The sequence below is a fragment of the Pantoea sp. alder81 genome (assembly GCF_020179835.1).
Classification (GTDB): domain Bacteria; phylum Pseudomonadota; class Gammaproteobacteria; order Enterobacterales; family Enterobacteriaceae; genus Pantoea.
On record NZ_JAIUDA010000006.1, the window covers coordinates 114201 to 127154 of the forward strand.

Consider the following 12954-nt stretch of genomic DNA (forward strand, 5'->3'; position numbering starts at 1 on the left):
TTAAATGGATTTGGATGAAGTTGTGGCGCTTAGTGTAAAGCATAACGCCGCCGATCTGCACCTTTGCAGCGGACATTTACCGCACTGGCGACGGCAGGGCGTGCTGGAGCCGATCCCACAGCAAACGGCACTGGATGGCGACTGGCTGGAAACCTTTATGCAACAGTGGCTCAGCGGCGTGCAACAGGATGAGCTGGAAGCGAGCGGGCACTTAGACTTTGCCATCACGCTACAAAGTGGCGTGCGACTGCGCGCCAACCTGTTTATGCAGCGCCACGGTTTATCGCTGGCGCTGCGTTTGATTGCCAGCCAGGCACCCGATATTGACCAATTGCAGCTGCCCGATGTGGTACAGCAGTTATTGCAGCTGGAAGAGGGGCTGATTTTAATCACTGGTGCCACCGGCAGCGGTAAATCCACCACGCTGGCGTCGCTGGTCGACTGCCTTAATCGCGAGCAGGCGCGCCACATTATCACGCTGGAAGATCCGATTGAGTTTGTGCATCACAGCCAGCGCTCGTTGATACAGCAGCGGGAAGTGGGAGCGCACACGGCGTCATTCCAGCACGGATTGAAAGCGGCGCTGCGCGAAGACCCGGATGTGATTCTTTTGGGTGAGCTACGTGACAGCGAGACCATCCGGCTGGCGCTGACGGCGGCAGAGACCGGGCATCTGGTGTTGGCAACGCTGCACACGCGAGGTGCCACGCAAGCGGTGGATCGCCTGGTGGATGTATTTCCCGCCGAGGAGAAAAACCTGGTGCGCACCCAGCTAGCGGGCAGTTTGAAAGCGGTGCTGGCTCAGCGTTTAGTGCCGGCAAAAAACGGCGGGCGGATTGGATTGTTCGAAGTACTGGTGGCGACGCCTGCGGTGGTGAATCTGATTCGCGAGGGCAAGATGCATCAATTGCCCGGCGTGCTCCAAACCGGTGCTCAGGCAGGGATGCAGACGTTCGCGCAGAGTGAGCAGGCGCGACAACAGGCGGGATTAATTTGAGTGCCTGCGAGCCGATTCAAAAGGGCGGGCATGATTTGAATTCCTGTGAGTCGATACAAAAGGGCGGGAATGATTTGAGTGCTTGCGAGTCATGACGAATGGCGGGAATGATTTGAGTGCTTGCGAGTCATGACAAATGGCGGGCATGATTCGAATGCCTGCGAGTCGATACAAATGGCAGAATTGATTAGTGTGTTAGCAGGTTGCTGTAAGAGAGCACAACAGCCGAGCAAATAACGAGCAAGCTGTTGCATCAATCTGTCAGGTGCGCACTGAAGCGCACCTGAATTCATTCAGTGCGTATCGAACCAGTCTTCCAGAATGATCACCGCCGACTGCGAATCGACCTGACCCTTCTGCAGTGCACGAAAGCCACCGCGTTCGAACAGATCGGCACGCGCTTCTACGGTGCTCAGACGCTCATCCTGCATCTCAACGCGCACGCCAAAACGGCCATGCAGGCGGTTAGCGAATTTGCGGGCACGTTCAGTTAATGGCTGCTCGGTGCCATCCATATTCAACGGCAAACCCACCACCACATAATCAGGCTGCCACTCTTTCAGCAGCTTCCCAATCAGGTTCCAGTCGGGGATGCCGTCTTGTGCTTTGAGCGCAGTCAAAGCCCGTGCGGTACCAGTCAGCTGCTGGCCGACAGCAACGCCGATGCTTTTGGTGCCGAAATCGAAGCCCAGCAAAGTTTCACTGGTCATTATGCGTGCCCTGCATCGCTGGTCATATTATGAATATCGATGCCCATGCTGCGTGCAGCTTCGCGCCAGCGCTCGGCTATTGGCGTCTGGAACAGAATGTTGCTGTTGGCGGGTGTGGTCAGCCAGGCATTTTCCAGCAGCTCGTTCTCCAGCTGATCTTTCTCCCAGGCGCAATACCCTAACGCCACCAGCACGTTATCAGGCTGCTCCGAGGTGCCGATCGCTTCCAGTACATCCCGCGAAGTGGTGATCACGGTATTGTCAGATATACGGATGCTGGAAGAGTAAATTTTCTGGGCAGAGTGCAGGATAAAGCCGCGATCTTCCGCCAGCGGGCCACCGGCGAACACCGGTTTGTCCAGCTTAATGGCAGGGTCACGTTCTGATGGGCTGATTTTAAGTTTCTTCAGGATGCCTTCGACCGTCAGGTTTTCCATTGGTTTGTTTACGATCAAACCCATGGCGCCATCTTCATTATGCTCGCAGATATACACCACCGAGCGTTTGAAAAGCGGGTCCTGCAGCGACGGCATCGCAATCAAAAAATGATGCTGTAAATTCATTCTCACTCGTATACCAAAAATAACCGGCGTGACCGCAGCCACGTCGGTTTTGGGTTCTCACGGCGCTTACACGCCGTTGACATCAGCCCAGGCGTTTCTCGATGGCATCCATCAGCATGCCGGTGATCGAGATCGGGAATGCAGCCTCGATTTCACGCACGCAGGTTGGGCTGGTTACGTTAACTTCGGTGAGTTTATCACCAATGATGTCCAGACCGACAAAAATCAGCCCTTTGGCTTTAAGCGTTGGGCCAACGCGGCGGGCAATTTCCCAGTCGCTGTCGCTCAACGGACGTGCTTCACCGCGGCCACCTGCAGCCAGGTTACCACGGGTTTCGCCGCCCTGTGGGATACGCGCCAGGCAGTAAGGCACCGGCTCGCCATCCACCACCAGCACGCGCTTATCGCCGTCTTTGATCGCCGGTAGATAGTTTTGCGCCATGCAGAAGTTCTGACCGTGATTGGTTAGCGTTTCGGTGATGACGCCAAAGTTCGGATCGTCTTGCTTCACGCGGAAGATGGATGCGCCGCCCATGCCGTCCAGCGGTTTCAGGATCACATCACCGTGCTCCTGCCAGAAGGCACGCAGTTGCTCTTTATTACGTGTGACCAGCGTATCTGGCGTCAGATCGGCGAACCAGGCGGTGTACAGCTTCTCGTTGCAGTCGCGCAGGCTCTGCGGTTTGTTGACGATCAGCGTACCTTGCTCTTCCGCACGTTCCAGCAGATAGGTGGCGTAAATGAATTCGGTATCAAACGGCGGATCTTTACGCATCAGCACCACGTTGAGATCGGCCAGCGGAATCACCTGCTCACTGCCAAAGTCGTACCATTTATCGTAGTTCTGCTCCACGCTCAGCAGGCGCGTGCGGGCGTAGGTGACGCCACCGCGCAGGGAGAGATCGCCCATCTCCATGTAATGAATTTCGTAACCACGGCGCTGTGCTTCCAGCAACATGGCGAAGCTGGTGTCTTTTTTAATGTTAATGGACGAAATTGGGTCCATAACGATGCCAAGCTTAATCATTATTCTCTCCTCAAAGGGGGAATTTATTGCCCCGTTCCGTGACAGCGCTGCGGCTTTTCACGTGCGTAGTTTTTAAAACCCTAAAAGTATCCCTTAACCCAGGTCACCAAACCTCACCTGAAGTGCCGTAATGGCCGTCAGCGCGGTAGTTTCTGTGCGTAGTACGCGTGGGCCCAACAAAATATCGGTGAAACCCTGCTGCGCGGTCATGGCAATTTCATCTGCGGTCAAGCCGCCTTCCGGACCAATCAGCAGGCGAACACGTTCAACCGGCTGCGGCAGGGTATTAATACTGTGGCTGGCACGCGGATGCAGATTGAGCTTTAAACCGCTTTCCTGCTCGGCACACCAGGCTTCCAGCGTCATCGCTTCACGGATTTCCGGCACACGATTACGGCCGCACTGTTCACAGGCGGCAATCGCAATTTTTTGCCATTGCTGAATCTTCTTCGCCAGTCGTTCAGCATCCAGCTTTACGCCGCAGCGCTCCGAAAACAAGGGTGTAATCACGTTCACGCCGAGTTCGATCGATTTCTGGATGGTGAATTCCATCTTTTCGCCGCGCGACATCACCTGCCCAAGATGGAGATGGAGCGGTGATTCACGGTCATCAGACTGACTGGCAAGGACCCTTACTTTTACACGCTTTTTATCAGCCTGGGTGATTTCGGCGTTAAAAGTCAGATTACTGCCATCAAACAGCTCAATTTGTTGACCGGCGGTCATGCGCAGCACGCGCCCGACGTGGTTAGCGGCATCTTCTTCGAGGAAGACTTCACTGTTAACTTCAAGAGATTCGGGATGATAAATGCGAGGTATGCGCATGCGGTTCCTGCCAGCGTTATGCCGTGTCATCGGACACGGCCCAATCGGAAAAAAGCTAGTGTAGGGTAGCGCTTTTAGCGCTGGCAAGCCTGTTGTACATAGGGATTGTGATTTCCCTGTACCTGAGCGATGCGGTTATCGCGTTCACACTCCCACTGGCTCACCGGATATTGCTTGTTCCAGGCGGTAAACAGCTGGGTTTGCTGACGCGAAAGACGCAGCTGATACTGGTCTCGCATATAGAAGTAGGTGCGGGCAATGGCGCCGCGTGCACGCTCGGGTGGCTGGGCCAGCTTCTGCTTGAAATCGACTTTCATTGAGCACTGACCATATTGTGCGTCGCCGCCGTTCCACTGGCTGTACTGGAAGTTGTTGCGGTCGCCATTCACTTCACCAATCGCCGGTTGCAGGTTGTGCAGGTCGCTCTCAATGCGGCGGTAGTCGGCATCTTTACTGCAATTTTTGCGTCCGCCGTTTTGCCAGCACTGGCGCTGGTGGCCGAACTCCCATGCGGGCATCACATGTTCCCACTCAATACGCTCTGCGCGATTGGCATTTTTACGCACGTTGTAGCCACAGCTGCTGAGGTCAGGCACGCCTTTTTTGCCGTGCCAGCTGATTTTGCAGCCGCAGTAAAATTCGGCGGGCGCATCGGCATTGATCTGTGCGGCGACCACTTTGGCCTGCTGGAAGCTGTTCTGATTATAGTGAGTGATACTGAGGCTGAACGCGCTAATGGGTGCAACTAATAAGGAGAGTAACAACAGCGTTTTGCGAGACATATTCCAAAATTAACCTGGTGCGTAAAAAGGCGGCAGGGTAACAGAATGGAGCAGGGTGGGATATGAGATAAATGGATTAAGCTGCTGAAAATTCACCGGGTTGCAGCAACGTGCCACATTGCACACAGCGATATTCACTCTCGCCGCGCAGCACACGATTGTGACGGCGCACGGTGAGCTGATGCTGCTGGCAGCGGCAGCGATATGGGAAGGTGTTGCTGCGCACCGAAGCGATTTCGAACTGATGGGTGCGACGTGCCGGAACACCGAGCACGCTCTCCATCATCCACTTCCACTCTTTGCCGTGCGGCGGCACGCGGCCAAAGGTTTTCCAAACCAGCAGATGCGCCAGCTCATGCGGCACGACTTCATCCACAAATGCCTGCTGATTTTCCAGCAGCAGCACCGGGTTAATACGAATCTCCCATTTTTCCAGCCAAGCGGTACCGGCAGCCGTGCCACGCTGCTGATACACCAGCTTTGGCTCGTCATACTGACGCTCCAGCTTTTCATTGGCGAGCTGCAAATGCTGACGCAACGAGCGCATCACGGCTTGTTGCAGGGCGATGGGAAGACGAGGAGTTTTCATGGACGGCAGCATAAGATCTTGGGAACAGCGAATCAATTTATTGCGCACAAAAAAAGGGCCGCCAATCGGCAGCCCCTGTATCGCTTATCAACCTTACTGCTGGCCGATATCGCGCAATTTTTTGCCTTTCATCAGGTTGCGCTCGATGTGCTCCAGCGAGACGCTTTTGGTCTCCGGAATCAGCACAACAGTCAACAGGATAAAGAACACGTTCAGACCTGCATACACCCAGAAGGTTGGCGCATTGCCCAGCGTATTCAGCATGGTCAGGAAGGTGGCACCGACAATCATGTTTGCAATCCAGTTGGTTGCGGTAGACACGGTGATACCAAAATCGCGGCCTTTCAGCGGCTGGATTTCTGAACACAGTACCCAGATCAGCGGACCGGCAGACATCGCGAAACCAACAATAAACATCAGCAGCATGCCGACGGCGAAGTACTGCGCCGAAGCAGAGTTGATGCCGATGTGAAGCATGGTACCAAGAATGCCCATACCGGCTGCCATCACGATGAAGCCCAGCACCAGCGTCGGTTTACGGCCCCAGCGATCCACCAAACCGATAGCAATAAAGGTCGCCAGTACGTTCACCAGACCTACAATCACCGTGCCCCACATCTGCTGAGTGGTGTTGGCGAAACCGGCAATCTCGAAGATTTTTGGCGCGTAATACATGATGACGTTCATACCGGTGAACTGCTGCATCACCTGCAACAGCACGCCGAGGTAAACCGCACGACGGAAGTTACTGTTGCTCTGGAACAGCTGCCAGCCAGACTGCTTGATCTTCAGGCTTTCACGAATCTCATCCAGTTCACGCTTCGCCTGCTCGCTGGTATCACGCAGGCGAGCCAGCACGCGTTCTGCACTGCGGAAATCGCCTTTCGCCGCCAGCCAGCGCGGGCTGTTTGGCAGGAAGAATACGCCCACCAGCAGCAGCACTGCCGGGATGGTGATGATGCCCAGCATCCAGCGCCATGCGCCTGCATCACTGAACGCGGTATCCGACAGATACGCACCCAGGATGCCGATGGTGATCATCAGCTGATACAAAGAAATCATGCTGCCACGAATCTTTTCTGGTGCGATTTCAGAAAGATACAGAGGAGCAGTGTAAGACGCGACACCCACGGCCAGACCGAGCACCACACGTGCAGCAATCAGCATGTCAGGGCTAACCGCCATGGCTGACCAGAGTGAACCGATAACGAACAGAATCGCACCCGCCATCAGGCTCTTTTTACGGCCGAGTTTTGAAGACATCCAGCCGCTACCGATAGCACCAACAGCCGCACCGAACATCATGGAGCTGACAATCCACTCTTGCTGATGGGCAGTCACGTTAAAATCTTTTGCGATGAAGGGCAGGGCACCAGCGATAACGCCGATATCCAGACCAAACAGCAGGCCGGCCAGAGCCGCTAAGAAGCAGACAAACAAGGTCATCATCTTGTTCGATGTTCTGCTCTTATGAGTATTACCAGGCATAATGCCTCCGAAGTTTATCTATCGTTGTTTTTATCAATGTTATGAAACCTGCCGGCAGAAAAAAGTGAGGGCGATCACATCAGTGTAATCGGTTACACACGCTGAAACCCTGCAATCCAGCATTTTCCGCCTGAAATAGTTACGTAACCAGTAAGGTATAGCACCCTTTAAGTTTCTGACATCTCTCTAAATACCGGCTATCAGACGACGCTGAAAATAACGCATTTTCATACGAATAACTACGCTGAAAATTCTCTAAATTACAGATTACAAAAGGATTTCAAAATGTAATCGTTAACACTTTGTTGTAAACATAGAAAATGAAGTGTAGACGGCGGGAAAAAACGCGCTCGCTGGTTAGCAGGCACAAAAAAGCCCGCAATATGCGGGCTCGTTTTTGTAGGGCTCTAAGATTACAGGCCCGCTGCCTCGCGCAGTTGAGCAGCTTTATCAGTCTGCTCCCACGGGAAGTGTTCGCGACCAAAGTGACCGTAAGCGGCGGTCTCTTTGTAGATCGGCTTCAGCAGATCCATCATCTGAATCAGACCGTATGGACGCAGGTCGAAGAACTCGCGCACCAGCAGGGTCAGCTGTTCGGTAGAGACTTTCTCAGTACCGAAGGTTTCCACCATGATGGAAGTTGGCTCAGCCACACCAATCGCGTAAGAAACCTGGATTTCACAACGGTCAGCCAGGCCAGCCGCTACGATGTTTTTCGCCACATAGCGTGCTGCGTAGGCAGCAGAGCGGTCAACTTTAGAAGGATCTTTACCGGAGAATGCACCGCCACCGTGACGCGCCATACCGCCGTAGGTATCAACGATAATTTTACGACCAGTCAGACCGCAGTCGCCCATTGGGCCGCCGATCACGAAGCGACCAGTTGGGTTGATGTGGTATTTGGTGCTGGCATTGACCCACTCAGCAGGCAGAACCGGCTTGATGATCTCTTCCATCACTGCTTCACGCAGGTCGGCTGTTGAAACTTCTTCAGCGTGCTGAGTCGACAGCACAACCGCATCGATGCCGACAATTTTGCCGCCATCGTACTGGAAGGTGATCTGGCTTTTCGCATCCGGACGCAACCACGGCAGTGAACCGCTTTTACGCACTTCGGCCTGACGCTGAACCAGACGGTGCGCGTAGGTTACCGGAGCGGGCATCAGCACGTCGGTTTCGTTGGTGGCGTAGCCGAACATCAGGCCCTGGTCGCCCGCGCCCTGTTCCAGCGGATCGGTACGGTCAACACCCTGGTTGATGTCAGGAGACTGCTTGCCAATCGCGCTCAGTACGGCGCAAGAGTTCGCATCAAAGCCCATATCGGAATGGACATAGCCGATTTCACGGACGGTATTACGGGTGATCTCTTCGATATCAACCCAAGCGCTGGTGGTGATTTCACCGCCAACCAGCACCATACCGGTCTTAACGTAAGTTTCGCAGGCCACGCGTGCTTTAGGATCCTGTTCCAGGATCGCATCTAACACGGCATCGGAAATTTGGTCAGCGATTTTATCAGGATGTCCTTCTGATACGGACTCAGATGTAAATAGGTGTTTAGCCATTCTGTTCTTTACCTTACAAATGGTTTGAATTCGACTGCATAGCGTAAGTGGACCAGGCCGACTCGACGCCCCTTCAGGCAAAGCCGCGAGCAGTAGGGAGTGTTAACAGCGTGCGCCAACACCGCCTGGATGTTAATCAGTTTAGATGGACAACCATCTGGACGGCTATTCTAGGTCACTCAGTGAGCACTTTTCCAGTGCTTTTTCCGATTCCGCACGTTTACGCAAGCTGCCCACTGGAAGAAATTCCTGACACCTTCCACAGATCGTAGCTAAAGATTTTGCATTTTTCGCGGTCTGGCTGTATAAAACGCCGCTGCACAAAAAGGATGACGCCGTTATGCGTCGCGCCGTCAGAGCTGTTCTCTGACTTTCACCCAAGCCGTTTCTCGTTTGCTGCTGGCAGACGTTGGAGGTGATAAAAGTAATGAACCACATTTCTCTTCTTCCCGGTTCACTGCGCTCAATGGGCGCGCTGGCAATCCTTTCCCAATCCAGATTTGTTCTTTTCTCTCGCCGAAGTTTTGTGCGTTGCGGTAATTATCCCGACACGAGCGCAGGCTAAGCTATTCCCACATTTCAGTTGCTGTGTTTCACTCGTCTTTGGCGGTGAAAAACGTTGGCTTTTGGCCCGTTTTTTACTCACTGCGGCGTGGTGTTTTACACTTAGAGTCAGCAACGTGCATGGTAACCCGATAAACGGAGCTCAGCAGGATGGGGAAATCTTTACCCGGACTCACAACAGCAAAACCCGGCAACGGTTTCATATTTCAACGGAAAATTGAGGTTCGCGATGTCTGACGACATGAAGAATATCAAGGGTTCGTCAGCTGGCGAACAGGGTGTACTCCGCTCCATGCAGGAGGTGGCGATGAACGATCAGGAAGCAAGCAGAATGCTGCGTACCTACAACATTGCCTGGTGGGGTAATAACTATTACGACGTCAACGAGCTGGGACACATCAGTGTGTGTCCGGATCCGGATCAGCCGGAAGTGCGCGTTGATCTGGCGAAGCTGGTGAAAGAGCGTGAAGCGGATGGCCAACGTCTGCCTGCGCTGTTCTGTTTCCCGCAAATCTTACAGCATCGCCTGCGTTCGATTAACGCCGCCTTCAAACGCGCGCGTGAATCTTATGGCTATAAAGGTGACTACTTCCTGGTCTACCCGATCAAGGTTAACCAGCATAAGCGTGTCATCGAATCCCTGGTAAATTCTGGTGAGCCGCTGGGCCTGGAAGCCGGTTCGAAAGCCGAGCTGATGGCGGTGATCGCCCACGCCGGTAAAACCCGTTCGGTGATCGTCTGTAACGGCTATAAAGACCGTGAATACATTCGTCTGGCGCTAATTGGCGAGAAGCTGGGTCACAAGGTTTACCTGGTGATCGAGAAGATGACCGAAGTGCGCCTGGTACTGGAAGAGGCGGAGCGCCTGAATGTGATCCCACGTTTGGGTATCCGCGCGCGTCTGGCGTCGCAGGGCTCCGGCAAATGGCAGTCGAGCGGTGGCGAGAAGTCCAAATTCGGTCTGGCGGCATCGCAGGTGCTGCAGCTGGTGGACATTATGCGCAAGGCCGGTCGTCTCGATAGCCTGCAACTGCTGCACTTCCACCTCGGCTCGCAGATGTCCAACATTCGCGATATCGCCACCGGTGTACGTGAGTCGGCGCGCTTCTACGTTGAGCTGGCCAAACTGGGCGTGAACATCAAATGTTTCGATGTTGGTGGCGGTTTGGGCGTTGACTATGAAGGCACCCGTTCGCAGTCTGACTGCTCGGTAAACTACGGCCTGAACGAATACGCCAACAACGTGATTTGGGCGATTGGCGATGCCTGTGAAGAGAACGGTCTTGAGCATCCCACCGTCATCACCGAATCCGGTCGTGCGGTTACGGCGCACCATACTGTGCTGGTCTCCAACATCATTGGTGTTGAACGTAATGAATTCAGTACGCCAGTGGCGCCGGATGCCGATTCACCGCGCCCAATTCAGAGCCTGTGGGATACCTGGCAGGAGATGCACGAGCCGAACGTTCGTCGTTCGTTGCGTGAATGGCTGCACGACAGCCAGATGGATTTGTTCGATATCCATACCGGCTACTCATCGGGCACTTACGATCTTGGCCAGCGTGCCTGGGCAGAGCAGCTCTATTTAAGCATCTGTCACTACATTCAGCAGCATCTGGACCCAAGCAACCGTGCGCACCGCCCGATCATTGATGAACTGCAGGAACGTATGGCGGATAAGATTTACGTCAACTTCTCGCTGTTCCAGTCAATGCCGGATGCGTGGGGTATCGATCAGCTGTTCCCGGTATTACCACTGGAAGGCCTGAACAAGATCCCACAACGTCGCGCCGTGCTGCTGGATATCACCTGTGACTCTGATGGCACCATCGATCACTACGTGGATGGTGACGGTATTGCCACCACCATGCCGATGCCTGAATACGATATTGATAATCCGCCGATGCTGGGCTTCTTTATGGTCGGTGCCTACCAGGAGATCCTCGGCAATATGCACAACCTGTTCGGTGATACCGAAGCGGTTGATGTATTCGCCTTCCCAGACGGCAGCGTAGAAGTGCAGTTGTCAGATGAAGGCGATACGGTGGCGGATATGCTGGAGTACGTGCAGTTGAATCCAAACGATTTAATGACACTCTTCCGCGATCAGGTTACTCAGCAAAAGGACATCGATGAAGAGCTGCGTGCGCAGTTCCTTGCCGAGTTTGAAAGCGGCTTGTACGGTTATACCTATCTTGAAGATGAGTAATCGTTAAAGCTTCCAATGGGCCCTGATCAGGGCCCATTTTATTTACCAGCCATTCTATTTTCTTATTTCCCCGCTTTTTATTTGAATTGTGATGAAGATCACTCTCAATAAATGTTAACCAGCCATTTATAACGCGTGCCTAAATTGCGTCTCTTCTATCTCCTTCATTTTTATTCATAAAACAAAATATACGCTGCGCTTAAGGCCGTAATATCCCTGCATTAGTTACTGATTTCGTAAGGATTAGACAGGTAATCTGTTATGTAATCTTATCGATGCATAATGAAAATTTAAACATTAAGGGTTGAATAGTATCATTAAGTAACTATGTTTTCTGGCGCCTTTTGGAATCATGCATTCCAGATTAAAAAAAATGAATTTTGCGATGCAATTATCTTTATCAGACAAATGTAGAAAAAATTATCTAATAAATTCAGATGATTCGTTGTTTTTAAATCTGTCAAGATTGGCACTAACTTAAATTTTTCTAGGAATTATCTGATTATTTTGTGAAAGTAAAATAAATTTACTACGGAAATTGATAGATTTAAACGATTAAAGTGGGGTTGGGTCTTTACTGAAATCTATTTTGCAAACTGTAAGCTGTACGTTAGGCTTCAGTTAACGTGTTAAGTTTTATCGATGTTTCCCTTACATCTCACATGAGCAATCCTGACAGTTCAGGAGTATCAGTAAGTTGCGGAAGGGACCGTGAAATGAGCAATCAACCTGAATACATTTTCTTGCTGGAACCCGTTCACGGTAAAGCCGGCGAGTTGATTGCATGGGAATTGTTAACGCGATTCTCAGATGATGCAGATATTAATAATAAACGTAACCCTTGCAGGAAAGAAGGGTTCTTCAGTCGGCTTCCTGCTGACGAAAAATGGCAGTTATTCCTCCACCAGATCGGAAAACTTATTCAGCTATACCAACAAGGGTTTGATCAGATAGTCAGTGTAAATGTGGATAGAGATATCGTCTCCGGTATTTTTGATGATGATGAAATACAACAAAAACTGGCGAAATTGACGTTACTGCGTTTAGAGATATCCGCCTTCTTTACCGCGCGATTTAACAGCGCAGATCTGATGATATTAAAAGGCGTCGCGAAAGTGACGCCCGCCCCTTTATGGCTTGATGACTTTGGTCCGGGTTATTCCAACCTGACCATGCTCGATAGCGGAATATTTGAAATCGTCAAGATTGACAAGAAGTTTTTTTGGCAATTTGGCGACGGTCACATTTTTGACACGCTGCTTAGCCACCTCAACCAATTATGCAACGGCGTGATTGTTGAAGGTGTTGAAAGCCAATCTCACCTCGATTTGCTGGCGCATAAAGCGATCTATGGTATGCAGGGCTATCACTGGCAGAGTGTCTATCTAAATGATTTTATTAAGCAATCCTGAAATAGCACGGGTTCGGCCACCACAGTCGGGGTAGATGAAATGTCTAAAAATGGGTTCATTGCATTCAATTTGATTTGTGCTCGCCCCATGGAAAATAACGGCATTTCCCCCTTTGTTGCGCTGAAAAATAAACCCGGGCCATTTTCAGGATGGAGGCTTAACACGACTCAGCGCGATTTCATCATGAGTTTGTATGAGATCGACCAAGAGAAAAAGTGAATAG

The 12954-nt window shown here is 52.1% G+C and carries 12 protein-coding genes; 4 read left to right on the forward strand and 8 right to left on the reverse strand.

Annotated elements, in window-relative coordinates; genetic code table 11:
* Positions 1-4: 4 nt before the first annotated feature.
* A complete protein-coding gene (locus LBW88_RS17110; protein ID WP_224933510.1) occupies positions 5-997 on the forward strand; it encodes a type IV pilus twitching motility protein PilT in 993 nt (330 codons plus the stop codon).
* A gap of 293 nt (positions 998-1290) precedes the next feature.
* Here LBW88_RS17110 and ruvX read toward each other — a convergent pair whose 3' ends face one another.
* From ruvX to metK, 8 genes are all read right to left on the reverse strand, one after another.
* Complete coding sequence (ruvX, locus tag LBW88_RS17115; protein ID WP_224933509.1) at positions 1291-1707, reverse strand: Holliday junction resolvase RuvX; 417 nt, start codon at positions 1705-1707, stop codon at positions 1291-1293.
* Complete coding sequence (locus LBW88_RS17120; protein ID WP_034823267.1) at positions 1707-2270, reverse strand: YqgE/AlgH family protein; 564 nt, start codon at positions 2268-2270, stop codon at positions 1707-1709. Before LBW88_RS17120 ends, ruvX begins: the two co-directional genes overlap by 1 nt.
* Before the next feature lie 82 nt (positions 2271-2352).
* Positions 2353-3297 (reverse strand): glutathione synthase, encoded by a 945-nt coding sequence (gshB, locus tag LBW88_RS17125; RefSeq protein WP_100703503.1) that lies wholly within the window; start codon positions 3295-3297, stop codon positions 2353-2355.
* Between the two features lie 93 nt (positions 3298-3390).
* A complete protein-coding gene (gene rsmE, locus LBW88_RS17130) occupies positions 3391-4122 on the reverse strand; it encodes a 16S rRNA (uracil(1498)-N(3))-methyltransferase (protein ID WP_224933508.1) in 732 nt (243 codons plus the stop codon).
* 74 nt (positions 4123-4196) lie between these two features.
* A complete protein-coding gene (gene endA, locus LBW88_RS17135; RefSeq protein ID WP_224933507.1) occupies positions 4197-4904 on the reverse strand; it encodes a deoxyribonuclease I in 708 nt (235 codons plus the stop codon).
* A gap of 76 nt (positions 4905-4980) precedes the next feature.
* Entirely contained in the window at positions 4981-5493 is a 513-nt protein-coding gene (locus tag LBW88_RS17140) for a SprT family zinc-dependent metalloprotease (RefSeq protein ID WP_224933506.1), read from the reverse strand.
* Positions 5494-5586: 93 nt separating this feature from the next.
* The gene (locus LBW88_RS17145) at positions 5587-6981 is read right to left on the reverse strand and encodes a sugar porter family MFS transporter (RefSeq protein WP_224933505.1); all 1395 of its coding nucleotides are present in this window, start codon (positions 6979-6981) and stop codon (positions 5587-5589) included.
* A 413-nt stretch (positions 6982-7394) separates the two neighbouring features.
* Positions 7395-8546, reverse strand: a complete 1152-nt coding sequence (gene metK, locus LBW88_RS17150) for a methionine adenosyltransferase (protein ID WP_084936574.1) — start codon at positions 8544-8546, stop codon at positions 7395-7397.
* Between the two features lie 793 nt (positions 8547-9339).
* Between metK and speA the strand changes: the two genes are divergently transcribed.
* From speA to LBW88_RS17165, 3 genes are all read left to right on the forward strand, one after another.
* Positions 9340-11319: a biosynthetic arginine decarboxylase gene (gene speA, locus LBW88_RS17155; RefSeq protein ID WP_224933504.1), complete on the forward strand. Its 1980-nt coding sequence runs from the start codon at positions 9340-9342 to the stop codon at positions 11317-11319.
* A 716-nt stretch (positions 11320-12035) separates the two neighbouring features.
* On the forward strand, positions 12036-12731 hold the full coding sequence (locus LBW88_RS17160; RefSeq protein ID WP_224933503.1) for an EAL domain-containing protein: 696 nt from the start codon (positions 12036-12038) through the stop codon (positions 12729-12731).
* A 39-nt stretch (positions 12732-12770) separates the two neighbouring features.
* Positions 12771-12950, forward strand: a complete 180-nt coding sequence (locus tag LBW88_RS17165; RefSeq protein WP_224933502.1) for a hypothetical protein — start codon at positions 12771-12773, stop codon at positions 12948-12950.
* Positions 12951-12954: the final 4 nt, after the last annotated feature.